This window comes from Microbacterium sp. 71-36, assembly GCF_001898305.1.
Lineage (GTDB): Bacteria > Actinomycetota > Actinomycetes > Actinomycetales > Microbacteriaceae > Microbacterium.
In genome coordinates this window covers 779,503-802,421 of sequence record NZ_MKTP01000001.1, presented here as the reverse complement: position 1 = coordinate 802,421, position 22,919 = coordinate 779,503, and the positions used below count along the sequence as shown (strand labels likewise).

19 protein-coding genes are annotated in these 22,919 nt (G+C 70.7%); 9 read left to right on the top strand and 10 right to left on the bottom strand.

The annotated features are described in order from the left end of the window. Positions 1-47 precede the first annotated feature (47 nt). The 7 genes from BGO45_RS04005 to BGO45_RS03975 all read right to left on the bottom strand — a co-directional run bounded on the left by BGO45_RS04005 (position 48) and on the right by BGO45_RS03975 (position 7,165). Positions 48-1,220, bottom strand: coding sequence for an ABC transporter substrate-binding protein (locus BGO45_RS04005; RefSeq protein WP_292691127.1), 1,173 nt, complete (start codon positions 1,218-1,220; stop codon positions 48-50). 80 nt (positions 1,221-1,300) lie between these two features. Further along, positions 1,301-2,083, bottom strand: a complete 783-nt coding sequence (locus tag BGO45_RS04000; protein WP_292691125.1) for an ABC transporter permease — start codon at positions 2,081-2,083, stop codon at positions 1,301-1,303. Continuing rightward, entirely contained in the window at positions 2,080-2,871 is a 792-nt protein-coding gene (locus tag BGO45_RS03995; RefSeq protein WP_292691123.1) for an ABC transporter ATP-binding protein, read from the bottom strand. Before BGO45_RS03995 ends, BGO45_RS04000 begins: the two co-directional genes overlap by 4 nt. Next, a complete protein-coding gene (locus BGO45_RS03990) occupies positions 2,868-3,842 on the bottom strand; it encodes an ABC transporter permease subunit (protein WP_292691121.1) in 975 nt (324 codons plus the stop codon). The genes BGO45_RS03995 and BGO45_RS03990 overlap by 4 nt, the downstream gene beginning before the upstream one ends. Then, positions 3,839-4,867 (bottom strand): TIGR03842 family LLM class F420-dependent oxidoreductase, encoded by a 1,029-nt coding sequence (locus BGO45_RS03985; protein ID WP_292691120.1) that lies wholly within the window; start codon positions 4,865-4,867, stop codon positions 3,839-3,841. Before BGO45_RS03985 ends, BGO45_RS03990 begins: the two co-directional genes overlap by 4 nt. Positions 4,868-4,878: 11 nt before the next feature. Then, the gene (hydA, locus tag BGO45_RS03980; RefSeq protein ID WP_292691119.1) at positions 4,879-6,315 is read right to left on the bottom strand and encodes a dihydropyrimidinase; all 1,437 of its coding nucleotides are present in this window, start codon (positions 6,313-6,315) and stop codon (positions 4,879-4,881) included. A 1-nt stretch (position 6,316) separates the two neighbouring features. After that, a complete protein-coding gene (locus BGO45_RS03975) occupies positions 6,317-7,165 on the bottom strand; it encodes a nitrilase-related carbon-nitrogen hydrolase (RefSeq protein ID WP_292691117.1) in 849 nt (282 codons plus the stop codon). Positions 7,166-7,269: 104 nt separating this feature from the next. Here BGO45_RS03975 and BGO45_RS03970 point away from each other — a divergent pair, with 104 nt between their 5' ends. From BGO45_RS03970 to BGO45_RS03955, 4 genes are all read left to right on the top strand, one after another. Beyond that, the gene (locus tag BGO45_RS03970; protein ID WP_292691115.1) at positions 7,270-8,655 is read left to right on the top strand and encodes an aminotransferase class I/II-fold pyridoxal phosphate-dependent enzyme; all 1,386 of its coding nucleotides are present in this window, start codon (positions 7,270-7,272) and stop codon (positions 8,653-8,655) included. A gap of 50 nt (positions 8,656-8,705) precedes the next feature. Continuing rightward, positions 8,706-9,542: an aldo/keto reductase gene (locus BGO45_RS03965; RefSeq protein WP_292691113.1), complete on the top strand. Its 837-nt coding sequence runs from the start codon at positions 8,706-8,708 to the stop codon at positions 9,540-9,542. A 12-nt stretch (positions 9,543-9,554) separates the two neighbouring features. Beyond that, positions 9,555-11,372: a thioredoxin domain-containing protein gene (locus tag BGO45_RS03960; protein ID WP_292692854.1), complete on the top strand. Its 1,818-nt coding sequence runs from the start codon at positions 9,555-9,557 to the stop codon at positions 11,370-11,372. Between the two features lie 76 nt (positions 11,373-11,448). Further along, a complete protein-coding gene (locus BGO45_RS03955) occupies positions 11,449-12,540 on the top strand; it encodes a hypothetical protein (protein WP_292691111.1) in 1,092 nt (363 codons plus the stop codon). Between the two features lie 22 nt (positions 12,541-12,562). Here the strand turns inward: BGO45_RS03955 and BGO45_RS03950 are convergent, their stop codons facing one another. Next, a complete protein-coding gene (locus BGO45_RS03950; RefSeq protein ID WP_292691110.1) occupies positions 12,563-14,125 on the bottom strand; it encodes a phospholipid carrier-dependent glycosyltransferase in 1,563 nt (520 codons plus the stop codon). 23 nt (positions 14,126-14,148) lie between these two features. Here BGO45_RS03950 and rsmI point away from each other — a divergent pair, with 23 nt between their 5' ends. Genes rsmI through BGO45_RS03935 form a run of 3 tightly spaced genes read left to right on the top strand, consistent with a single transcriptional unit; the run spans position 14,149 to position 17,504 of the window. Beyond that, the gene (gene rsmI / locus BGO45_RS03945; protein ID WP_292691108.1) at positions 14,149-14,967 is read left to right on the top strand and encodes a 16S rRNA (cytidine(1402)-2'-O)-methyltransferase; all 819 of its coding nucleotides are present in this window, start codon (positions 14,149-14,151) and stop codon (positions 14,965-14,967) included. A 48-nt stretch (positions 14,968-15,015) separates the two neighbouring features. After that, positions 15,016-16,590, top strand: coding sequence for a methionine--tRNA ligase (gene metG / locus BGO45_RS03940; RefSeq protein ID WP_292691107.1), 1,575 nt, complete (start codon positions 15,016-15,018; stop codon positions 16,588-16,590). Then, positions 16,587-17,504: a TatD family hydrolase gene (locus tag BGO45_RS03935; protein WP_292691105.1), complete on the top strand. Its 918-nt coding sequence runs from the start codon at positions 16,587-16,589 to the stop codon at positions 17,502-17,504. Before metG ends, BGO45_RS03935 begins: the two co-directional genes overlap by 4 nt. A 14-nt stretch (positions 17,505-17,518) precedes the next feature. Here BGO45_RS03935 and BGO45_RS03930 read toward each other — a convergent pair whose 3' ends face one another. Beyond that, complete coding sequence (locus BGO45_RS03930; RefSeq protein WP_292691103.1) at positions 17,519-19,150, bottom strand: sugar porter family MFS transporter; 1,632 nt, start codon at positions 19,148-19,150, stop codon at positions 17,519-17,521. A 67-nt stretch (positions 19,151-19,217) separates the two neighbouring features. Here BGO45_RS03930 and rsmA point away from each other — a divergent pair, with 67 nt between their 5' ends. After that, the gene (gene rsmA, locus BGO45_RS03925) at positions 19,218-20,057 is read left to right on the top strand and encodes a 16S rRNA (adenine(1518)-N(6)/adenine(1519)-N(6))-dimethyltransferase RsmA (RefSeq protein ID WP_292691101.1); all 840 of its coding nucleotides are present in this window, start codon (positions 19,218-19,220) and stop codon (positions 20,055-20,057) included. A 200-nt stretch (positions 20,058-20,257) separates the two neighbouring features. Beyond that, positions 20,258-21,193 carry a phosphodiesterase gene (locus BGO45_RS03920; protein ID WP_292691100.1) on the top strand — a complete coding sequence of 312 codons (936 nt, stop codon included), beginning with the start codon at positions 20,258-20,260 and terminating at the stop codon, positions 21,191-21,193. On the opposite strand, the gene BGO45_RS03915 is transcribed toward BGO45_RS03920, so the two are convergent. Next, positions 21,144-22,724, bottom strand: a complete 1,581-nt coding sequence (locus BGO45_RS03915; protein WP_292691098.1) for a stealth family protein — start codon at positions 22,722-22,724, stop codon at positions 21,144-21,146. The two genes, BGO45_RS03920 and BGO45_RS03915, sit on opposite strands and share 50 nt — an antisense overlap. Positions 22,725-22,919 lie beyond the last annotated feature (195 nt).

Below are 22,919 nucleotides of genomic sequence, written 5' to 3'. Positions count from 1 at the left end.
AGAGGTGGGACGCGGGGCGGTCGGGTGTCCGACCGCCCCGCGGGGGGTTACTGGCCGCCCTCGGTGAGGGTGACGTCGATCGGCGTGTAGTCGCCGTCCACGGTGACGCCCTCGTCATTCAGAGCCGTCAGCGCCTTCTCGATGTAGTCGTTCGAGTAGGCGGATGCCGGAGGCTCGGTGGTGATGAGGTTGAGGCCGTCCTGGTTCTTCGCCGCGAGGGCGCCCTTGACGGTCTTGTCCCAGGCGGCGGAGTCGATGAGACCGAAGTCGCCACCGGTCCAGATGAGCTTGTTGACCTCGTTCATCTGCCACAGCTGGTGCGTCGGACCCACCGGGAACGCGCTGACACCCGGGGCGGTCGCGGCCTTGTAGGTGATGTCGGCGGCCTCGGTGGGGTTGTCGCGCGCGAAGACCCAGCCCTTGATGACGGCCTTCAGGAAGCGCGTGGCGGCATCGGCGTACGCGGGGTCGTCGGAGAGGCGCTTCGTGTCGGCCCAGATCGCGTCCTGCAGCATGGCGCCGGCGGTGTCCTCGTACGAGATCACGTTGATGTCGTCCATCGTGTACAGCTTCCCGGTGGCGGGGTTCACCGTCTCCAGCAGCTGCGCGAGCTCGTTGTAGGTCATCGCCTGGGCGGCATCCACGTCCTTGTCGAGGAGCGCGTTCATGGAGAAGTCCTGGGTCGTGATCTTGACCGTGGAGGCATCCAGGCCCTTGTCGGCCATCGCGGCGAAGATCTCCCACTCGTTGCCGAAGCCCCACGAGCCGATGCGCTTGCCCTCGAAGTCGTCGACCTTCGTGATGCCGGAGTCCTTCCACGACACCTGGGTCGTGCCGGACTTCTGGAACACCTGCGCGATGTCGGTGAGTTCGACGCCCTGGTTCTCCATCGTGCCGAGGACCTTCGGCACCCAGGCGACGGCGAAGTCGACGTCTCCGGCGACGAGGGCGTCCTGCGGCACGATGTCGCCGCCCGAGGGGACCACATCGACCTTGTCGAAGCCCTCCTCCTGGAAGTACCCCTTGTCGAGGGCGACGTAGTAGCCGGCGAACTGCGCCTGCGGCAGCCACTGCAGCTGCAGCTTCACGGAGGTGAGCGGCGTGAAGTCCCCGCTCGACTCGGCGGGAGCGCTGGAGCCGCCGGCGCAGGCGGAGAGGGCGAGGGATGCCACGGCGATCCCCGCGAATGCGCCGAGGGCGCGGCGTGTGCTGTGTGTCATGGGAGTCCTTTCGGGTGCGGGTGGTGCAGGTGTGGTGCGGTGGAACCTGTTCTGTCGAGGGCGGACGGGAGGGATGCCGGTCAGGCCGGCGGACGCCCCGCGCCGAGGCGCCGTGCGACGGCGCGTTCGAGCAGCGAGGTGACGAGGAAGAAGACGAGACCGATCACGATGCCGCCGCCCACGAACGCCCAGGCGAGGGCCGCGCGTCCCGACTTGGCGTAGGTGGCGATCGCGGTGCCGATGCCGTCCGAGGGCCCGCCGAAGTACTCGGCGACGAGAGCGGAGATCACCGCGAGCGAGGCGGCGACGCGGACGCCGGTGAGCAGGTACGGCAGCGCGTTGGGGAGGGTGAGGAGGCGGAACGTCTGCGCGCCCGACGCCGCGGTCGCGCGGAAGAGGTCGCGCTGCACCGGACGCGTCTGCCGGAGCCCCCGGAGCGTGTTGACGAACACCGGGACGAAGGCCGCGATCGCGGCGACCGCTGCGCGACCGAACTGGCTGGAGGCGCCGAACATCGTGTTGAGGATCGGGGTGATCGCGACGATCGGCACGACGGCGAGCGCGGCGACCAGCGGCGCCGTCATTCCGTCGACGGGGCGCCAGGTCGCGGCCAGGGCGGCCAGCGCGACGGCGAGGACGGTGCCCGCGACGAGACCCACCAGGGCGTTGGTGCCCGTGATCGCCGCGGCCTCCACGATGAGCGGGAAGCGCTGGACGCCTTCGCCGAGGATCGCGGCGGGGTCGGGGAGCATCCGCGGGGCGCTGCCCGACGCGACGTAGGCGAACCAGGCGCCGAGCCCGAGGAGCCCGACGGCGACGGGCGCGGCGACGCGCAGCCAGGACGGGAGCCGGGTGGCGGTCATCGTTCGTTCGCCCGCTGCAGGGGAGCGCCGTGGAGCGCCTCGCGCACGGCGGTGACGCGCGTGAAGTACTCGGGCGATTCGCGCAGGGCCTCGTCGCGCGGGCGTCCGGGGCGGGTGTCGATGACCTCGGTGATGCGGCCGGGCCGCGGGCTCATCACGACGACGCGGTCGGAGAGGAACACCGCCTCGGGGATCGAGTGGGTGACGAAGACCACCGCCGCTCCCGTCTCGGCGGCGATGCGCGCGAGTTCGGTCTGCAGCCGCTCGCGGGTCATCTCGTCGAGCGCGCCGAACGGCTCGTCCATGAGGAGCAGCTGCGGGGAGGCGGCGAGCGACCGGGCGATCGCCACGCGCTGCTGCATGCCGCCGGACAGCTGGTCCGGGTAGCGCCCGACGAACTCCGACAGCCCGACGAGCTCGGCGAGTTCGGCGACGCGGGCGTCGCGGCGGGCACGGCTCCAGCGGTGCAGTTCGAGCGGCAGCGCGATGTTCGCCGCGACCGTGCGCCAGGGCAGCAGGCCCGCCTGCTGGAACGCGATGCCGTAGTCCTGGTCGATGCGGGCCTGGCGTGCGGCCTTGCCGAAGATGGCGAGGTCGCCCGCGCTGGGCGTGTCGAGGTCGGCGATGAGGCGCAGCAGCGTCGACTTGCCGCAGCCCGAGGGACCGATGAGCGAGACGAACTCTCCGGCGGCGACGTCGAGGTCGACCCCGGTGAGTGCGGTCACCTCGCCTCCGGTCGAGGGGAACACCTTCCCCACGCCGGCGGCGTGGACGGCGGGTGCGGTCATCGGATCTCCTCTCCGCGACGGAAACGGTGCAGGGTCGCACCGATGAGCGCGACGCCCGCGGCGGCGACGAGCCCGATGGCGACGGTGCCGAACGTGGGCGCCCAGGGGGCGGCCGGGTCGGACGAGGCTTGACCGGCGAGCTGGATGAGCATGCGCCCGATCCCGCCGCGCAGCCCGATCGACACCTCGGCGACGACCGCGCCGACGACGGCGGAGGCGGCGGCGAGACGGAGGGCGGGCAGCAGGTGCGGCACGGCGGCGGGGAGCCGCAGGTGGATCAGCGTCGACCACCAGCCGGCCGCCCCCGCGTGGAACAGGTCGAGGTGCAGCGCGTCGGGGGCTTCGAGGCCGCGCAGCATGCCGATGGCGACGGGGAAGAAGGCCAGGTACGAGGCGATCAGCGCGACCGAGAACCACTGCGGCCACGGGAAGACCCCGGCGCGGTCGATCTGGTTGCCGAGCGCGTTGACCACCGGGGCGAACGCGATGAGCGGCACGATCTGGCTCACCACGATCCACGGCAGCAGGCCCCACTCCACGAGCCGCCAGCGCTGCATGACGATGCCCAGGATGCCACCCACCACCACGCCGATGACCCACCCGAGGGCCGCGAGACCCAGCGTCGTGCCGGCGGCCTCGAGCACCGAGACGATCAGCGGCGGGGTGTCGCCGCCGCTCGTCGGCGCGAACATGCGCGCGACCATGTCCCACATGTGCGGCATGGCCCGGTCGTGCGTGCGGGGGAGGAGGATGACGCCGGACCCGGCGGAGCCGTCGCCCCCGACCGTGACGCCGTCCGCGGGCCCGAGCAGCTTGTACAGCTCCCAGACGGCGACCACCGCGGCCACCCCGGCGACGCCCCAGCCGACGCGGCCGATGCCGACACCGCGAGGGCGTCGCCCCCGTGGCATCCCCCCGTCGTCGGGGACGATCGACGTCACCGACCCCGGGGCGAGCGCCTGATCGGTCACCGCTTCGCCGTCACCGGGGGAGTGAGGGCGGGGATCACGGTCTCGCCGTAGACCCGCATCGTCTCCTCCTTGTTGTCGTGCTGGAGGTAGCCGGCGAACTGCGTGACACCGAGTGCGCGGAGCTTCTCGAGCTTGGCGATGTGCTCCTCGGCGGTGCCGAGCACGCAGAACCGCTCGACGATCTCATCGGGGACGAAGTCGACGTGGTCGTTGCTGCTCTTGCCGTGCGAGTTGTAGTCGTACCCGGTGCGTCCCGCGATGTAGTCCGTGAGCGCGTCGGGGACGTCGGAGCCCTCGCCGTACTTCGCGACGATGTCCGCGACGTGGTTGCCGACCATGCCGCCGAACCAGCGGCACTGCTCGATCATGTGCGCGCGGCTCTCGGGGGTGTCGTCGCCGATGTACATGGGGGCGGCGACGCAGAACGCGATCTCGTCGGGGTCGCGGCCCACGTCCTCCGCGGCCTTTCGGACCGTCGCGATCATCCACTCGGCGATGTCGAGGTCGGCGAGCTGCAGGATGAAGCCGTCGCCGACCTCACCCGTCAGCTTCAGCGCGAGCGGACCGTAGGCGGCGACCCAGACGTCCAGCTTCGACCCGCGGCTCCACGGGAACTGCAGCGTCGCGCCGTTGTACTCCACCGCGCGGGAGTTGCCGAGCTCGCGGATGACGTGGATCGACTCGCGCAGCGCCTTCAGCGTCGTGGGACGACCGTTGGTGACGCGCACCGCGGAGTCGCCGCGGCCGATCCCGCAGATCGTGCGGTTCCCGTACATCTCGTTGAGGGTGGCGAACGTGGATGCCGTGACGGTCCAGTCGCGGGTCGCGGGGTTCGTGACGAACGGGCCGACGGTGACCCGTCGTGTGGCCGCGAGGATCGCCGAGTGCACCACGTACGGCTCCTGCCACAGCAGGTGCGAGTCGAAGGTCCACACGTGGCTGAAGCCGTGCGCCTCGGCGAGCTGCGAGAGCTGGACCGTGCGGGCGGCGGGCGGGTTGGTCTGCAGGACGACGCCGAAATCCATGGGGTCTCCTCTCAGACCAGGTACTGGCTCAGGCCGCGCTTGACGAAGCGTCCGTCGCCCTTGGTGCCGAGGTAGGCGCCGTCGTCGACGACGACCTTGCCGCGCGAGATGACGGTGTCGACGTGTCCGTCGATCTCGAAGCCCTCCCACGCGGAGTGGTCCATGTTCATGTGGTGGGTCTTGCCCATGCCGATCGAGGTGTGGCCGGCGGGGTCGTAGACGACGATGTCGGCGTCGGCGCCGGGCGCGATCACGCCCTTCTTGCCGTACATGCCGAACATGCGCGCGGGCGTCGTGCTGGTCAGCTCCACCCAGCGCTCCAGCGTGATCTGCCCCGTCACGACGCCCTGGTACATGAGGTCCATGCGGTGCTCGACCGAGCCGATGCCGTTGGGGATCGCGCGGAAGTCGCCCTGACCGAGCGTCTTCTGATCTTCCATGCAGAACGGGCAGTGGTCGGTGGACACCATCTGGATGTCGTTCGTGCGCAGCGCCTGCCACATGTGGTGCTGGTGGCCCTCGTGCTTCGACCGCAGCGGTGTCGAGCACACCCACTTCGCGCCCTCGAAGTCGCCCCACTCCTCGCTCGAGGCGCCGAGCTGGTCTTCGAGCGACAGGTAGAGGTACTGCGGGCACGTCTCGCCGAACACGTTCTGTCCGTTGTCGCGCGCCCACGCCAACTGCTCGACGGCCTGCTTCGCGCTCACGTGCACGACGTACAGCGGCGCGCCGGTGAGGTTCGAGAGCATGATCGCGCGGTGCGTGGCCTCCTCCTCCATCTGCCACGCGCGGGCGACGCCGTGGAAGTACGGGGACGTCTTGCCCTTCTCGATCAGCTGCTCGGCGAGCACGTCGATGACGGGGCCGTTCTCGGCGTGCATCATCGTCAAGAGCCCCGTGTCGGCCGCGACCTGCATCGCGCGGAGGATCTGCGCGTCGTCGGCGTAGAACACCCCGGGGTACGCCATGAACATCTTGAAGCTCGAGACGCCCTCGTCGATGAGGCCGGGCAGGGCCGCGAGGGAGTCGGCATCCACCCCTCCGACGATCTGGTGGAAGCCGTAGTCGATCGCGCAGTTGCCCGCCGCCAGCTCGTGCCAGTGCGCCAGACCGTCCTGCACGCGCTCGCCGGTGCGCTGCACGGCGAAGTCGACGATCGTCGTCGTGCCGCCCCAGGCCGCGGCGCGGGTGCCGGTCTCGAACGTGTCCGACGCGCTCGTGCCACCGAAAGGCAGCTGCATGTGGGTGTGGGCGTCGATGCCTCCGGGGATGACGTACTTCCCGGTCGCGTCGATGACCTGATCGACGGATGCCGCGAGGTCATGGCCGAGCAGCGTCGAACCGGGCTGCAGCACCGCGGCGATGGTCTCGCCGTCGAGGAGGACGTCGGCGGCGGAGCGTCCGGTCGCCGAGACGACGGTGCCGCCGGTGAGGAGCGTGGTCGCCATCTCAGGCCTCCACGATCTCGCCGTAGGTGTCGGGCCGGCGGTCGCGGTAGAACTGCCAGTCGTCGCGCATCTGCTGCACGAGATCCATGTCGAGGTCGCGCACCAGGATCTCCTCGTGCTCCGACGAGCCCACGGCGCCCACGTGGTTGCCGCGCGGGTCGATGACCTGGCTCGTGCCGTAGAAGGTGACGGCATCCTCGCCGTATTCGTTGTCCTCGCGGCCGACGCGGTTGGGCTGCAGCACGAAGTAGCCGTTGGCGACCGCGGCGCACGGGCCCTCGACCTCCCAGAGGCGGTTGGAGAGTCCCGGCTTGGTGGCGTTGGGGTTGAACACCATGTGCGCGCCGTTGAGGCCCAGCTCCCGCCACCCCTCGGGGAAGTGCCGGTCGTAGCAGATGTACATGCCGACCTTGCCGACGGCGGTGTCGAACACGGGATAGCCGAGGTTTCCGGGGCGGAAGTAGAACTTCTCCCAGAACTTGTCGAGGTGCGGGATGTGGTTCTTGCGGTAGCTGCCGAGCACCGTGCCGTCGGCATCCACCAGGACCGAGGTGTTGTAGTACACGCCGGTCTGGGCCTCTTCGTAGATCGGCAGCACCGTGACGAGCCCCAGCTCCTTCGCGAGCGCGGCGAAGCGCTGCACGATCGGACCGTCGACGGGCTCGGCGTACCGGTAGTACTTCTGGTCCTGGGTGATCCCGAAATAGGGGCCGTAGAACAGCTCCTGGAAGCAGAGGACGTCGGCCCCCTGCGCCGCGGCGTCCCGGGCGAACTGCTCGTGCTTGTCGAGCATCGACTCCTTGTCGCCGGTCCAGGTGGTCTGCGTGATCGCTGCGCGCACCGTCGTCATCGGGATCCCTCGTTCCTCCGGCTCTTCGCCGGTTCTGTTACTGTCGCGCCTGAACATTTCTCGACGATTTCCACGAGTGACGCCCCCGTAAATTGGAGGACCGGATGCTGGCGCCCGACACCCTCGTCGAACGCACCGCCGCGGGACTCGCCGCTGAGATCGCGCGTTTGGTCAGTGACGGTACGCTCCCGCCCGGCGATCGGCTACCGACGGTGCGTCAGGTCGCGGCGGCGCTCGAGGTCTCCACCGGCACGGTCGCGACCGCGTGGCGGGCGCTCGCCGACGCCGGGGTCGTCCTCTCGCGCGGCCGCGCGGGCACGTTCGTCCGCGCCGAGAAACGCGAGTGGCTCAGCCCGCGCGTGCAGGGGATGTCGGCCGAGCGCGTGCCCGGTGCGCCGCGTGGTCTCGGCACGGGGCGCGATGTGCGGGCGCTCCGCCTCGACCTGTCGCTCGGGACTCCCGACCCCGCGATGCTGCCCTCGATCGAGCGGGCGCTGGCCCTCGCCCGACCGCGCGCCGACACCGGTCGCTATCACGACCTGCCGGTGCTCCCGGACCTCCACGACGTGCTGCGCGATCAGTGGCCGGTCCGGGGCGTCGAGGCGCTGACCGTCGTGGACGGCGCGCTCGACGGCATCTCCCGCACTCTCGACCAGGTCGTGCGGTTCGGCGACCGTGTGGCGGTGGAATCGCCCGGGTTCCCCTACTTCTTCGACCTGATCGAAGCGGCGGGAGCCGTCCCGGTGATGCTCGAGACCGACGCGGACGGTGTCGTGCCGGCATCCCTGGCGCGCGCCCTCGCGCTGGGGCCCTCCGCGGTGCTGCTGCAGCCGCGGGCGCAGAACCCGACGGGGGTGTCGATGTCGGCGGAGCGGGCCCGGCGGCTCGCGAACGTGCTGCTGAGCGTTCCGGGCGGCACACGGGTCACGGTCATCGAGGACGACCACTCGGCGCTCATCGCGAGCGCTCCGCCGGTGACGCTGGCGCTCTGGCTGCCGGGCCAGGTCGTCCACGTCCGCGGATTCTCGAAGTCGCACGGCCCCGACCTCCGCATCGCCGCGCTCGGCGGGCCCTCCGCGATCGTCGACCGTGTCGTGCGCCGCCGCATGCTGGGCCCCGGGTGGACCTCGCGGCTCCTGCAGTCGGTGCTGTACGAGCTGCTCACCGACCCTCGCTCGACCGCCCCCGTGCGAACCGCGCGCCTCATCTACCGCGACCGTCTCGACCGTGTGGCGGCGTCGCTGCGCCGGCTCGGCATCGACGTCGGCGACCCCGACGGCATCAACCTGTGGATGCCGGTGCGCGACGAACGCGCCGCCGTCGTGCACGCGGCGGCGGAGGGCATCGGCATCGCCGCCGGATCGCCGTTCGTGATCGACCCGGCACCCGGCACGGGTCGGGTCCGCGTCACGGCGGGTTCGGTCGTCGAGAACGTCCGTCTGGTCGCCGAAGCGCTCGCCCGGGCCGCGTGCGCCGCACCGCCGGTCTGAGCGCGTCAACCCCGGAGCCGGTGTCGGCGGGGGCTTCTAGGCTGAATGCCATGACCGTTCCCTCTGTCCAGCTCAATGACGGAAACTCCATCCCCCAGCTCGGCTACGGCGTGTTCCTCGTGCCCGCCGACGACGCCGAACGCGCCGTGTCCGAGGCCCTCGAGGTCGGCTACCGCCACATCGACACCGCCGCGATCTACAAGAACGAAGAGGGCGTCGGCCGCGCCATCGCGTCCAGCGGCATCCCGCGCGACGAGCTCTTCGTCACGACCAAGCTCTGGAACTCGCGCCACGACGGCGACGACCCGCACGCCGCGATCGACGAGAGCCTGCAGAAGCTCGGCCTCGACAGCGTCGACCTGTACCTCGTGCACTGGCCGACCCCGAAGGCCGACAACTACCTCAACGCGTGGCAGAAGCTCATCGAGATCCGCGAGGCGGGCAAGACGCGTTCGATCGGCGTCTCGAACTTCCTCGTGCCGCACCTCGACCGCATCGTCGCCGAGACGGGGGTGACGCCGGTCGTCAACCAGATCGAGCTGCACCCGGCGCTCAGCCAGCGCGAGATCCGTGCGTGGGGCGCCGAGCACGACATGCACATCGAGTCGTGGGGCCCGCTCGGCCAGGGCAAGTACGACCTGTTCGAGATCCCCGCGATCAAGGACGCGGCCGAGGCCCACGGCAAGAGCCCCGCGCAGGCGGTGCTGCGCTGGCACATCCAGCACGGCCTCATCGTCTTCCCGAAGTCGGTGCGCCGCGAGCGCCTGGAAGAGAACTTCGACCTGTTCGATTTCGAGCTCTCCGCCGACGAGATGGCCGCGATCGACGCAGTCGACCCGGGCGACGGTTCCGGCCGCGTCGGCTCGCACCCCGACGACGTCGAGTGACGGGTCGCTGAACTGAACCGCCTCGCGAACGCCTCGAGCCCCTACCTGCGGGCCCACGCTGACAATCCCGTCGCGTGGTTCCCGTGGGGGCCCGAGGCGTTCGCCGTCGCGGCTGAGCGCGATGTGCCCGTGCTCGTCTCGATCGGCTACAGCACCTGCCACTGGTGCCACGTGATGGCGCGGGAGTCGTTCCAGAATGCCGAGACCGCCGCCCTCGTCAACGACGGGTTCGTGGCGATCAAGGTCGACCGCGAGGAGCATCCCGACGTCGACGCGGCCTACCTCGACGCCGCCTCCGCGTTCACGCCCCACCTCGGCTGGCCGCTCACGGCGTTCGCCACCCCCGAGGGGCGCATCTTCTACGCCGGCACGTACTTCCCGCCCGCGCCTCGCGGTCAGCTGCCGTCGTTCCGGCAGGTGCTCGCCGCGGTCCGCGAGGCGTGGACCGAGCGTCGGGGAGAAGTGGATGCCACCGGTGCCTCGCTCCGCGAAGCGCTCGCGTCCGCGGCCCCTGCCGCCGCCGACGCGATCCCCTCCGGCGAGGTTCTGGCGGCCGCCGTCGCCGACGTCGTGTCCCGCGAGGATCGCGAGTTCGGCGGGTTCGCCGCCGGCGCGTCCCTCGACTCCCCGAAGTTCCCGAACACCCCGGTCCTGCGGCTGCTGCAGCACCCCGCGCTGGCGTCCCTCGTCCCTGGCGCCGCGGGTGTGGCATCCCGTGCTCTGACCGCGATGACGACCTCGGAGCTGCGTGATGCCGTCGAGGGCGGGTTCTTCCGGTACGCCACGCGGCGCGACTGGACCGTCCCGCACTACGAGCGGATGCTCACCGACAACGCCGGGCTGATCGAGGTCGCCCTCGCCGCGGGCGACGACGCGACCGCCGCCGAGACCGCGGGGTTCCTCGTCGACGTGCTGCAGCTCCCGTCCGGGGGGATCGCCGCCGCGCAGGACTCCGAGTCGGTCATCGACGGGCAGCGCTCCGAGGGCGGCTACTACCGCACCGCCGACCGCGCCGCCCTCGCGCCGCCCGCCCTGGATGCCAAGGTCGTCACCGGCTGGAACGGGCACGCCATCGCGGCGCTCGCCGCCGCCGGCGCCCGAACCGACCCGCGGTTCGTCGAGGCCGCGCGCTGGGCCGCCGACGCCGTTCTCGAGGCCAACGTCGCCGACGACGGCACCCTCCGCCGCGCCTCGCTCGACGAGATCCGCTCCGCGGCTCCCGCGACGCTGGAGGACTACGGCGGTCTCGCCCGCGGACTGCTCGCCCTCGGTCGCGTCACCGGCGAGGTCGCGTACGCCGAGCGCGCGCGGGCCCTGGTCGACGCGTGCCTGTCGACCGACGGCATCCGCACGCCCGGGGGCGGCGACCCGGTGCTGGCCCTCCAGGGCATGCAGCCGCAGGGCGTCCCGAGCGACGGGGCCGCGCCGTCGGGTCCGTCGGCGTTCGCCGCCGCAGCGCTCGATCTGTGGCGTCTCGGGGCGGGGGAGGGCTATCGCGAGGCGGCGGAGACGCTCGTCCGTGCCGCCGCTCCCGCCGCGCTCGCCGCGCCGCTCGCGTACGGCGCGATCCTCGAGGTCGCCCTCGGCCTCGCGACGCCCCCGCGTCAGGTGGTCGTGGTGGGCGAGACGGATGCCGCTCTCGCCGACGCCGCCCGGCGGGTCGCGGCCGATGTCGTCGCCGTCGTCACGCCCGCGCAGGCCGCGGACTTCGCCCGCGCCGGTTTCGCGCTGTTCGAGGGCAAGGTCGCGCAGGGCGGGGCGACCACGGCCTACGACTGCCGCGCGTTCACGTGCGCCCTGCCGACGACCGATCCCGCCGCTCTGATCTGACGACGGGTTTCCCCCTGGCCCCCGCTCGTGTGGTCGGCCAGGATGTGGGATACCCGACCGCTCGAGGAGGAGCACCATGTCCGCGCACGCCATTCCCGACACCCCCGAGGTCCGCGCCCGGATGCAGGCCGGCCAGGCCGACGGCATGAGGGCGCTCGGTCTCCACGGACCCACGGTCGAGCCGTGGGAGGACGGGTACCGTGCCGCCGCGGCGGCCGACTCGACGTTCGAGTGGTGGTACTTCGACTGCCAGTTCGACGACGGTTCGACGCTCGTGGTGACGTTCTGCAACAAGCCGCATACGGACCCCGGCGGGCCGCTCACGCCCACCGTCCTCGTGATCCGGCAGCACCCCGACGGCACGCGGTCGCACGTGGAACCCGTTTTCGCGGCCGAGACGTTCTCCGCGTCGACCGAGAAGTGCGACGTGCGCATCGGACCGAACACCGTCACGGGCGACCTCGACACCTACCGTCTCCATCTCGAGGTGGACGGCCTGAGTGCGGACGTGACGATCCATCGGCACGCACCCTCGTGGCGTCCGGGCGCGGGCATCACGTTCTTCGACGCGGCGAAGACGCACTACCTCGCGTGGGTCGTGCCGGTGCCGTACGGCACCGTGGAGGCGAGCATCACCGAGAGCGGCACCACCGTGTCGCTCCGTGGCACCGCCTACCACGACCACAACTGGGGCAACCACCTGATGGGGTCCTTCCTCGACCACTGGTTCTGGGGTCGTGCGCACATCGGCGATTACACGCTCGTCTACGTCCGAATGACCACGAAGGGGCTCTTCGGGCTCGGGCAGATCCAGATCCCCACGTTCTTCCTCGCCCGCGGCGACGAGATCCTCACCGACGACCTCTTGCCGCTGAGGCTCGCCACCAGCGGCGAGGTCGAGGGCCCCGGGCATCAGACGTATCCGACGCGCCTGGAATGGACGTGGGAGCGCGGCGACGACCGTATCGCCCTCACCGTGACCGACCCGCGGTTGATCGAGGCGCTCGACATGCGCGGGCATCGCGGCCCCCTGTCGGCCGTGCTGCACGCCGGCGAGCACCCGGAGTACTACGACTTCACCGCCGACGCCGACCTCGACATCCGTCTGGGCGACCTCGTCGACCGGGTCAGCGGCCGGACGCTCTACGAGAAGATGATGTTCCGCTGAGACACGGACCCCCGCACCCGGATCAGATCCAGGTCGGCAGCCAGTTGTGCAGGCGCCAGAATTCGTACGGCACCGGCAGGCCCGTCCACACGGGATACCAGAACGCCGACAGCAGCACGCACACGGCCAGGAACACCACGACCCACGCCTGCCCGGCGGCGCGGGTCATCGACCTCGGCCCGCGGGCCAGGTCACGCAGGGCGAAGGTGAGCGCGAGCACGAGGAAGGGCACCATCGCGACCGTGTAGAACTGGAAGATCGTCCGCTCGGGGTACAGCAACCAGGGCACGTAGGTCGCGGCCAGCCCCAGGAGGACGAGGCCGTGTCGCCCGTCGCGGAGCATCACGAACCGCACCAGCAGGTAGACCGAGGCGGCGATGCCCGCCCACCACAGCAGCGGGTTGTCGATGCTCGAGACGGCCTCGGTGCAGCCGCCGGGGAGCTGGCATCCGTTCACCCCGAAGTCGTCCTGGTGCCAGTACATCGAGGTGGGGCGGATCATCATCGGCCACTGCCACGCGGGACTCGCGTACGAGTGCGGCGTGGACAGCCCGACGTGGAACGCGTACATCGACTGGTGGTACGCCCACAGGTTCTGCAGCGGCAGCGGCACCCACGACCAGAAACCGGTCGCGGGGCTCGCGTCGAGAACGTGCCGGTCGTAGCCGCCGTCGGTGAAGAGCCAGCCCGCCCAGCTCGCCAGGTACACGACGACGGCGACGGGCACGAGGAGGACGAACGACACGAGGCCCTGGCGCGCCGCGTCCATCGGCCACTGCGCGATCCCGGCGCGGCGGCGGGCCAGGGCGTCCTCGATCACGACGTAGACGCCGATTCCGGCGATGACGTAGAGCCCCGACCACTTCACGGCGGTCGCCGCGCCCGCCGCGGCACCGGCCGCGAGGAGCCACGGCCGGTTCCAGAAGACCGGACCCCACGTCGTCTCGCCCGGTGCTCGGGCGGCCCAGCGGGAGAGCGCGGCCCGACGATCCAGCGCCACGAACCACAGCGCCAGCACGATGAAGAAGGTCAGGAAGACATCGAGCAGCGCCACGCGGCTCAGCACGATCCCGAGCCCGTCGATCGCCATCAGTCCGGAGGCCACGGACGCGAAGACGAGCGAACCGGTGAGCGTCTTCGCGAACAGGTACACCAGCAGCACGATGCCCGTGCCGAACACCACCGCGGCGATACGCCATCCGGTCGCGGAGTCGGCTCCGAACAGCGCCATCCCGGCGCCGATGAAGAAGCGCCCGAGCGGCGGGTGCACCACGTAGCTTCCGACGCCGGTGAAGAAGTCCGTCTCGCCCGCGACGAAGCGCTCGTCGGCGCCCCCGGGCCACTCCGACGGGAAACCGAGCAGCCACTGGCTCCACGAGTCCTTGACGTAGTACGTCTCGTCGAACACGAGCGCGTGCGGGTCGCCGACGTTCACCAGGCGCAGCACGAAGGCGAAGAGGGTGATGAGGGTGGGGGCGAGCCACCGCCAGACGCGCGTCCGCCGGGGATCCGCCAGGAGACTGTCGCGCCAGCGGTCCAGGCGCGTCCGTTCGTCCGAGGGGATCAGCGAGGGGACGGCGGTCACGGCCCCCAGCATAAGGTGGGGCGGTGATCATCCTCGCGGCGACCCCCATCGGCAACCTGGGCGATGCCTCGCGGCGGCTCGTCGAGGCGCTCGAGAACGCCACGGTGGTCGCCGCCGAGGACACCCGCACCACGCAGCGCCTGCTCGCCGGACTTGGCGTCGAGAACCGGCCGCGCCTGATCGCGCTGCACGACCACAACGAGAAGGAACGGGCCGCCGAACTCGTCGGACTCGCGCGCGACGACGACCTCCTCGTGCTGAGCGACGCCGGGATGCCGACCGTCAGCGACCCCGGCTACGGGCTCGTCGCCGCCGCGGCGGCGGCGGGCGTCACGGTCACCGCGATCCCCGGCCCGAGCGCCGTCGTGACCGCCCTGGCCGTCGCCGGCCTCCCGACCGACCGTTTCGCCTTCGAGGGCTTCCCGCGTCGCAAGCCCGGCGAGCGTCGGCGGGCCTTCGCCGAGCTCGCCGCCGAGACCCGCACCCTGGTGTTCTTCGAGTCGCCGTCGCGGTTGGCATCCACTCTCGACGACCTCGCCGCGGCGTTCGGCGCCGACCGCCCCGCCGCCGTGTGCCGCGAGCTGACGAAGCTCCACGAAGAGGTTCGGCGCGGCAGTCTGGCGGAGCTCGCCACCTGGGCGGCCGAGGGCGTGCGCGGCGAGATCGCGATCGTCGTCGGCGGCTCGTCGGCACGCGAGGTGGTGTTCCCGGATGCCGTGACCCAGGTGCTCGAACTGGTGCGCGACGGCGCGCGGCTCAAGGAGGCCGCCGCCGAGGTCGCCTCCCTCACGGGGCACTCCTCGCGCGAGCTGTACCAGGCCGCGCTCGCGGTCAAGCGCTGACGCGTCACACCGACCGGCGCCCCGGCGTCACCCCCGTAGAATCCTGGGGTGACTTCCGGTCGTTCGTTCTACATCACCACGCCGATCTACTACCCCAGCGACGTGCCCCACATCGGGCACGGCTACACGACGGTGGCGGTGGACGCGCTCGCGCGGTGGCACCGGCAGTCCGGTGACGACACCTGGATGCTGACGGGCACCGACGAGCACGGCCAGAAGATGATGCGCGCCGCCGCCGCGAACAACCACACGCCGCAGGAGTGGGTCGACAAGCTCGTGAGCGAGTCGTGGTTCCCGCTGCTGAAGACCCTCGACGTCGCCAACGACGACTTCATCCGCACGAGCCAGCCGCGCCACGAGGAGCGCGTCGAGAAGTTCGTGCAGGCGCTGTACGACCGCGGATACATCTACGCGGGCGAGTTCGAGGCGCTGTACTGCGTCGGTTGCGAGGAGTTCAAGACCGAGGCCGAGATCGTCGACGGCGAGGGTCCGTTCGAGGGGCTGAAGGTCTGCGCGATCCACTCCAAGCCTCTCGAGCTGCTGCAGGAGAAGAACTACTTCTTCAAGCTCAGCGAGTTCCAGGAGCCGCTGCTCGAGCTCTACCGCTCCGTGCCCGACTTCGTGCGCCCCGACTCGGCGCGCAACGAGGTCGTGTCGTTCGTGAAGAACGGGCTCAAAGACCTGTCGATCTCGCGGTCGACGTTCGACTGGGGCATCCAGGTGCCGTGGGACGACTCGCACGTCATCTACGTCTGGGTGGACGCGCTGCTGAACTACGCCACGGCGGTCGGCTACGGCAGCGACCCCGACGAGTTCGCGCGCCGCTGGCCGGCGTACCACGTGGTGGGCAAGGACATCCTGCGTTTCCACGCCGTGATCTGGCCCGCGATGCTGATGGCGGCGGGGCTCGAGGTGCCCCGCGGCGTCTTCGCGCACGGCTGGCTTCTGGTCGGCGGCGAGAAGATGTCGAAGTCCAAGCTCACCGGTATCGCACCGACCGAGATCACCGACGTCTTCGGCTCCGACGCGTACCGCTTCTACTTCCTGTCCGCGATCGCATTCGGCCAGGACGGGTCGTTCTCGTGGGAAGACCTCTCGGCCCGCTACCAGGCCGAACTCGCCAACGGCTTCGGCAACCTGGCATCCCGGTCGATCGCGATGATCGAGCGGTACTTCGAGGGGATCGTGCCGCCGGCGGGGGAGTACACCGAGGCCGACCTCGCGATCCAGAAGACGGTGGCGGAGGCCGCGACGAACGCGGACGCGGCGATCGAGCGGTTCCGCATCGACGAGGCGATCGACGCGATCTGGACGATCGTCGACGCGCTGAACCAGTACATCACCGAGAACGAGCCGTGGGCCCTCGCGAAGGATGACGCGAAGCGCGAGCGCCTCGGCACGGTCCTGTACACGGCCGCCGAGGGGCTGCGCGCCCTCGCCGTGCTGCTGTCGCCGGTCATGCCGGTCGCGACCGAGAAGCTCTGGGTCGCGCTGGGCGCCGCTGAGAGCATCGGGCGCCTGCAGGACCAGCCGCTCCGCGAGGCCGGCGCCTGGGGCGTGCTGCGCCCCGGCACGTCGGTGAACGGCCTGTCGCCGCTGTTCCCGCGCGTCGAGCAGGCATGAGCACGCCCGTCGAGCGTCCCCGCGGCACGATCGAGGGCGGCGATCCCAGCCAGTACGTGCGCGAGCGGTCCGCCGATGGCCGCCGCGACGTGAGCTACCCGCCCGCGCCCGAGCCGCTCGGCATCCCCGTCTACGACAACCACACGCACCTCGAGATCGAGGACGGCGAGACCGGTCTCTCGCTCGACGAGCAGCTGGAACGCGCGCTGGCCGTCGGCGTGCACGGCGTCGTCCAGGCCGGGGGAGACGTCGACTCCTCCCGGTGGTCCGCGTGGGCGGCGACGACCCACCCGCGCGTGCTCGCCGCCGTCGCGATCCATCCGAACGAGGCCCCCGCGTACGCCGTCGCCGGCGAGCTGGATGCCGCGATCGCGGTCATCGACGAGCTCGCGGCCGAACCGCGCGTGCGGGCCATCGGCGAGACGGGCCTGGACTTCTTCCGGACCGAGGCCGACGGCATCCCGGCCCAGCGGTACTCGTTCGAAGCGCACATCGCCCTGGCGAAGAAGCACGGCATCGCGATGCAGATCCACGATCGCGACGCCCATGACGCCGTGCTCGAGACGCTCGAGCGTGTCGGCGCCCCCGAGAAGACGGTGTTCCATTGCTTCTCCGGCGACGCCGACATGGCGCGCATCGCGGCCGACCGCGGGTACTACCTCTCGTTCGCGGGCAACGTCACGTTCAAGAACGCGCAGAACCTGCGCGACGCCCTCGCCGTGACCCCGCGCGAACGGATCCTCGTCGAGACCGACGCCCCGTTCCTGACGCCCGCGCCGTACCGAGGCCGTCCGAACGCGCCGTACCTCATCCCGGTGACGCTCCGCTTCCTGGCGGCCGAACTCGGAACGGATGCCGACGAGCTCGCCGCCCAGGTCGCCGCGAACACCCTCGAGGTCTACGGGGAGTTCTGACCCGGGGTGCCGGCTCAGTGATTCGCGCCGGCGTATGAACGCCCTGGAGTCTGCGGCACTCGCTCACGGATCTGCGTAACTTCAGTCCGCCCGCGGCAGATGCCGCTGAGCTTGCGCGGATCGCGGAGGTTGCGCCGGCGCCGAACACGACGGAGGCCGGCACCCCGCAGGGTGCCGGCCTCCGTCCGTTCTCGGGCCTTGCTCTTGTCCTTGCGGACGAAGAGCGTCTCGGTCTGCTCGAGTTCCATGCCCTTCGTCTCCGGGATGCGCAACGCGACGTAGAGGAACGACAGTGCCGCGAACAGCGCGTACATGCCGTAGGTGAGCGGCAGCGACCAGCCGGCCATCGCGGGGAACGACACGGTGATCGCGAAGTTGGCGATCCACTGCGCACCGGCGGCGACGCCGAGGGCCTTGCCGCGGATGCGGCTGGGGAAGATCTCGCCGAGCAGCACCCACACCAGCGGACCCCACGAGGCGCCGAAGCCGATGACGAAGATGTTGGCGGCGACGAGGGCGATCCCGCCCCACGGAGCGGGGAGCGCGACGTCGTCGCCGCTTCCCTGGGCGAAGGTGAACGACAGTGCCATCGCGGCCAACGACACGGTCATCAGCACCGAACCGGTCAGGAGGATGGGCTTCCGGCCGACCCGGTCGACCAGGAAGATCGCGACGAACGTGACGACGACGTTGGTCACCGAGGTGATCACCGAGATCAGCAGCGAGTTGCTCTCGTCGAACCCGACCGCCTTCCACAGCGTCGTGGAGTAGTAGAAGATCACGTTGATGCCCACGAACTGCTGGAACATCGAGAGCAGGATGCCGGTCCAGACGATTCCCTGGAGTCCGAGCACCGGCCCCCGCAGGGACACGTTCTTGTTCTTCCGGTCGGTCTCGATGGCGCTCGAGAGCTCGTTCATGGTCTTGTCGAGGTCGGCCGGCGGCACGAGGCGCGAGAAGATCGCGCGCGCCTCGTCCTTGCGTCCCTTCGCGAGCAGGTACCGGGGAGACTCGGGAACGGTGAACGAGAGGATGCCGTAGACGGCGGCGGGGACGACGCCGACGAGGAACATCCAGCGCCAGGCCTCCATGCCCAGCCACAGCTGGTTCGCCGCTCCGCCGGCGGAAGTGGCGAGGAGGGCGTCGGAGAGCAGCGCCCCGAAGATGCCGAGCGTGATCGCGAGCTGCTGCAGCGAGGCGAGCGAGCCGCGGATCTGGCGCGGGGCGACCTCCGCGATGTATGCCGGGGCGACGACCGAGGCGATGCCGATACCGAGGCCGCTCAGCACGCGCCACAGGATGAGATCGGGGACGCTGAAGGTCAGGGCGGCACCGATCGACGAGACGAAGAACAGCACGGCGCCCAGCAGCATGACCTTCAACCGGCCCCAGCGGTCCGACAGCGCGCCGGCGATCACGGCACCCACCGCGCACCCGAGCAGGGCGACGGCGACGACGAAACCGGTGAGGACCTGACTCAGTTCGAAGTTGCCCTGGACGGCATCCACTGCTCCGTTGATGACGGACGAGTCGAACCCGAAGAGGAAACCGCCGACCGCCGCGGCGAGGGAAAGACCGACCGCTCGTCGCCCGTAGGGACCGCGGAGGGTGAAGGCGTTGGCGGGAATCGACTGCGTCTGGCTCACCCATCCACGCTACTCCCGCCGGTACCGGGAGGCGGCGGCTGGCGGTCGCCCTGGTTACAGTGGAACAATGCCCGTTTCGCTCCTCGGTGCCTCCGAGATCCGCCGGCTCGCCGCCGACCTCGACATCACACCGACCAAGAAGCTGGGCCAGAACTTCGTCGTCGACGCCAACACGGTCCGCAAGATCGTCCAGGCGGCGAAGGTCGTGGCATCCGATCGTGTGGTCGAGATCGGGCCGGGGCTCGGATCGCTGACCCTGGCGATCCTCGAGACGGGCGCCTCCGTGCTCGCCGTCGAGATCGACCACCGCCTCGCGGCGCGCCTGCCGGACACGGCGGCCGCCCACGGCGTTCCGGCGGATCGGCTGAGCGTGATCGACGCCGACGCCCTGCAGGTGCGCGAGCTGCCCGGCTCTCCCGAGGTGCTGGTCGCCAACCTGCCGTACAACGTCTCGGTTCCCGTCCTGCTGCATTTCCTCGAGACGTTCCCGTTCTTGCAGCGCGGCGTGGTCATGGTCCAGGCCGAGGTGGGGGAGCGCCTCGCCGCCCCTCCCGGGTCGAAGGTGTACGGCGCTCCGAGCGTCAAAGCCGCGTGGTACGGCCCGTGGCGCCTGGCTGGAACGGTCTCGCGCCAGGTGTTCTGGCCGGTGCCGAACGTCGACAGCGTCCTGGTCGGATTCGAACGGGATGCCGAGCCCCGCGGCGACGAAGAACTCCGGCGCCGGACCTTCACGATCGTGGATGCCGCCTTCCAGCAGCGCCGCAAGATGCTGCGGCAGGCGCTGTCGAGCGTGCTCGGCGGGTCCGCCGCCGCGGCATCCGAGGCTCTGGAGGCGGCGGGCGTCGACCCGACGCTCCGAGGTGAGCAGCTGTCCATCGACGACTTCGTGCGCATCGCCCGCGGCTGACCGTCTCGTTGCGCGAGTCGCCACGATCCGTCCCTTCGCGGCGGGTTCAGGCGACTGTTGCGGGTGCCTCGTGCGGATCGCGGCGACGTAACTTCTTGCCGTGTTCATCACATGTTCTCGAAACATGCCGGTAACATTTCAGCCCAACCGGGAGCATCACGCCGGTCAGAGGTCGCACCCGACGACCCGAAGGGAACGAGATGCGCTACGCCGAATACCCGCGTGCCGAACGCGTGCTGCTGCACCTGAGCGACACCCACCTGCGTGCCGGCGGTGCCCCGCTGTACGACCGCGTCGACTCCGAGGCGCACCTCGCGCAGGCGGTCGCGGCGATCGAGGCATCCGGCATCCGTCCCGACGGTCTGATCTTCACGGGCGACCTCGCCGACTTCGGGGAGGACGACGCCTACGCCCGCGTACGCGCCATCGTCGAGCCCGCGGCGGCGCGTCTGGGTGCCCCGGTCATCTGGGTCATGGGCAACCACGACGACCGCGCGACGTTCCGACACCACCTGCTCCCGGGTGAGCACGGGCACCCGGCCGCGCCCGTGGACCGCGTCGACGAGCTCAACGGTCTCCGGATCGTGACGCTCGACACCACCGTCCCCGGCTTCCACCACGGCGAGGTCACCGCCGCGCAGCGCGAATGGCTCGCCGACGTGCTGTCGGTCCCCGCTCCGCTCGGCACGATCCTCGCCATGCACCACCCGCCGGTACCGAGCGTGCTCGACCTCGCCGCCACCGTCGAACTGCGCGATCAGCGCAGCCTCGCGGCCGTGCTGCGGGGCACCGACGTGCGCACGATCCTCGCCGGGCACCTGCACTACTCGACGTTCGCCACGTTCGCCGGGATCCCCGTGTCGGTGGCCTCGGCGACCTGCTACACGCAGGACCTCATGGTGCCCGTCGGCGGCACGCGGCCCCAGGACGGCGCGCAGGGCTTCAACCTCGTGCACGTGTACGACGAGACCGTTGTGCACTCGGTCGTCCCGGTCGGCGCCGCGGAGGTCCTCCAGTACGTCGACGCCGCCGAGTCGCAGGAGCGGCTGCGATCGGCCGGCATCGCCGTGCCGACCGCCAGCGAACTCAGCGGGCGGGTGTCACCGCCGACGACGCCGCTGCCGATCCTGCGCTGACCGGTTCCTTCTCCCACGGCGCGGTCACCGGGAAGTACCGTTCGAGGCATGCGCGCAGCGCGGGCACCCGCACCTCCTCGGGGATCTCGGGCACGCTGCCGTCGTTGAGGCAGAACATGTCGGTGTCGCGGCCGGTGACGAGACGCTCCATGCGGCGGAGCGAGTCCAACTGCGTGGTCTGGACGTACCGCGTCCGCGGCTCGGTCGTGATGACGGCCCGCCCGGTGGCCAGCGCGTAGTAGTGGTACAGGCTGTTGGTGACCGAGATGTCGGTCGCCGAACGGAAGCGGCTCGCCGCCGTGCGGGCGTAGTCCTCCGCGAATTCGCGCTCCAGTTCGTACGCCACCGAACGCCGCAGCGGCGTCGCGCAGTGTTCGAGATCGAGCGTGATGACGCGTCCGAACCTCTCCTCGAGCAGCGCACGGTTCACGCGCAGCCCGTTGTCGTGGCCGGAACGGCCGACGTGCGCGGCGCCGCTGCCGATCCGGATGCCGCTCTCAACGAACCGACTGATCCCGGCTCCGCTGAAGAACAGTTCGGGGGTGACCGGACGGCCGAAGAACATGTCGTCGTTGCTGTAGAGGAAATGCTCGGCGAGGCCGGGGATACGGTGCAGCTGCGCCTCGACCGCGTGCGAGTTGTGCGTGGGGAGGACCGACGGGTCGGCGAAGAACTCCTCGCTCCGCACGATGGTGACCTTCGGGTGATCGGCCAACCATTCGGGTGTCGGAGAGTCCGTGGCGATGAAGATGCGACGCACCCACGGGGCGTACATGTGGACGCTGCGCAGGGCGTAGCGCAGCTCGTCCACCTGACGGTAGCGAGCCGCGTTGTCATCGCCGTCGCCGACGACGTAGCCCTTCATGCGCGCGGCGCGCTGACGCTGGAACTCGCTGGAGGACCCGTCCACCCAGGAGAAGACCATGTCGACGTCTTCCGTGAACTCGTTCGGGTGCGGATCGAACATGCCCGCCACGCTGCGCCACCGACGGCCGTAGCGCTCGACCTCCACCACGTCCAGGTCGGCCGTGGCGAACTTCCGGCGGGTCAGAGCGCTCGGGCGCGGGGCCTCGATGGTCTCGGACCCGAACCGCCACAGCTCCAGACGCGGCGCCAGCGCGGCGCCGTAGCGGTAGGAGCCCTCGGACGAGGTGCGCGGGCGGAAGACCGCGTACGCCTCCACCGCGTTGCGGCTCGGGACGACGCTGTGCGCGGGAACAGGCTCCTCGCCCCGGGCCTTCAGGTAGACGGGGCCGAGCTCGGGATCGCGCAGAGCCGCCAGGGCGACGTCGGCGTGCGCGGTGTCGACGACGATCTTGGGTCGGCGGTTGGCATCCCGGACGAGCATGACCGGAACACCTGCCGCCTCGATCGCGGCGGCGACCGTGAGCAGGTCGTCGCGCTCGGCGTCGGCGGGGGTGCGGGTGTCGTCGACGACGTGCAGGATGCCGTCCACCATGCGGATGTCATCCCGCGAGAGGAGGGCGCGCCACGGGTCGGTCTCGAAAGAAAGCGGGACCATCGATCGCATACTGTGCCTCCTCGGGGGATGTGGGGACGGGTTCGTACACCGTAGGGAGCCGGCGTTACGTCCGCGTTTCGGCGACGGCGCCGAAGGGCGGTGAGGGGGGCGCTACTGTCGAAGAGTGACTGAGATCGCCCGTTCCGGACCGGCCGCCGTCGACCCGTCGTCAGCGGGCCGGGGGATGTCTGTCCGACGTTCCAG

Bases quoted from the DNA above. Each gene is read 5' to 3' on its own strand.
- BGO45_RS04005 (WP_292691127.1), bottom strand. From the start codon at position 1,220: ATGACACACAGCACACGCCGCGCCCTCGGCGCATTCGCGGGGATCGCC.
- BGO45_RS04000 (WP_292691125.1), bottom strand. From the start codon at position 2,083: ATGACCGCCACCCGGCTCCCGTCCTGGCTGCGCGTCGCCGCGCCCGTC.
- BGO45_RS03995 (WP_292691123.1), bottom strand. From the start codon at position 2,871: ATGACCGCACCCGCCGTCCACGCCGCCGGCGTGGGGAAGGTGTTCCCC.
- BGO45_RS03985 (WP_292691120.1), bottom strand. From the start codon at position 4,867: ATGGATTTCGGCGTCGTCCTGCAGACCAACCCGCCCGCCGCCCGCACG.
- hydA (WP_292691119.1), bottom strand. From the start codon at position 6,315: ATGGCGACCACGCTCCTCACCGGCGGCACCGTCGTCTCGGCGACCGGA.
- BGO45_RS03975 (WP_292691117.1), bottom strand. From the start codon at position 7,165: ATGACGACGGTGCGCGCAGCGATCACGCAGACCACCTGGACCGGCGAC.
- BGO45_RS03970 (WP_292691115.1), top strand. From the start codon at position 7,270: ATGCTGGCGCCCGACACCCTCGTCGAACGCACCGCCGCGGGACTCGCC.
- BGO45_RS03965 (WP_292691113.1), top strand. From the start codon at position 8,706: ATGACCGTTCCCTCTGTCCAGCTCAATGACGGAAACTCCATCCCCCAG.
- BGO45_RS03955 (WP_292691111.1), top strand. From the start codon at position 11,449: ATGTCCGCGCACGCCATTCCCGACACCCCCGAGGTCCGCGCCCGGATG.
- BGO45_RS03935 (WP_292691105.1), top strand. From the start codon at position 16,587: ATGAGCACGCCCGTCGAGCGTCCCCGCGGCACGATCGAGGGCGGCGAT.
- rsmA (WP_292691101.1), top strand. From the start codon at position 19,218: ATGCCCGTTTCGCTCCTCGGTGCCTCCGAGATCCGCCGGCTCGCCGCC.
- BGO45_RS03920 (WP_292691100.1), top strand. From the start codon at position 20,258: ATGCGCTACGCCGAATACCCGCGTGCCGAACGCGTGCTGCTGCACCTG.
- BGO45_RS03915 (WP_292691098.1), bottom strand. From the start codon at position 22,724: ATGCGATCGATGGTCCCGCTTTCTTTCGAGACCGACCCGTGGCGCGCC.